1 protein-coding gene and 1 pseudogene are annotated in these 1,009 nt (G+C 77.2%); both read right to left on the reverse strand.

Annotated features, from left to right (window positions below):
• Positions 1 to 234 (reverse strand): annotated as a pseudogene (locus MXD58_RS25470) (GNAT family N-acetyltransferase); the annotation flags it as partial.
• A gap of 40 nt (positions 235 to 274) precedes the next feature.
• Positions 275 to 1,009: NAD-dependent epimerase/dehydratase family protein (locus MXD58_RS25475; protein ID WP_518478685.1), on the reverse strand; the 735-nt coding region annotated here is incomplete at its 5' end.

A 1,009-nucleotide genomic window follows, 5' to 3' on the forward strand; every position in this document is an offset into this window, starting at 1 on the left:
CTCCCGGCGCAGCGACCCGACCGGATCCTGCGGATCGGGCAGGGCAGCGTACGGATCCGTGCCGACGAGGCCACCGACGGCGCCCACCCTCGCCGCGCCGCGACCACCCGGTGGCGCGGCGACCGCCGTGAACGCCAGCGCCGCGCCGAGCTCCTCCGCGACGTAACCTGCGTTCCAGATCGTCAGTGGCAGGGCGAGCAGTCGGGGGGTCGTGAGGGTCGGCCCTTCACCCACGGTGCACCTGCGCCATGACGGGCCTCACCCGTGACGCACCTCAGCCACGGCGTGACGGCTCCCGGACTCCGAGCAGCCCGCGCTCGCGCAGCCACACCTCCGTCCGGGCCATCCCGTCGGCCAGCGGGACGGCCGGTGTCCAACCGACGCGGTCCCGGATCCGCGCACCGGAGAAGCCGGCCGGCCGGGTCAGTTCCCGCACGCCGAGGGCGCCGAGGTCGGCCCTCGCCCGCGGATCGACGCCGGCGGCGAGCCGAGCGCCGATGCCCCGCACCAGCACACCACCCATTCCGCCGGCGGGCAGCGCCGCCTGCGCACCGGCACGGGCGCCACCGGCCCGAGCCTCGACGGGGGCCCCAGCCCCCGCCGCGGTGGGCACCGCGACCTGCGCGGCTTCCGTCCCCGGCGCCAATGCCGCGCCGCCACGGTGACCCTGGGCCAGGGCGCGGACCCGCTCCCACGCGTCCACAGCCTCGAACACCCGGGCCGGCACCGACCGGGGAAGGGGAACGTCCAGCATCCGGCTGTAATACCCGAAGAACTCGGCCGCCGGCACCGGTTCACCCCCGGTGACATGCAGGACCTCGCCGGCGACGGCCGAGCGGTCCGCGGCGGCGACGGCCATCGCCGCGCCGACCACGTCGTCGACATGGACCGGGCTCAGCACGCCGCGGCCGCCACCCACCAGCACGAACCGGCCGGCCCGCAACAGCAGCACCGGCCACAGGGTCCACCGCCCCGCCCGCGGGCCGTACGCGTCCCCGACCCGCAGGAC

Origin of the sequence: Frankia sp. AgKG'84/4, from assembly GCF_023242965.2 — a bacterium.
Classification (GTDB): domain Bacteria; phylum Actinomycetota; class Actinomycetes; order Frankiales; family Frankiaceae; genus Frankia.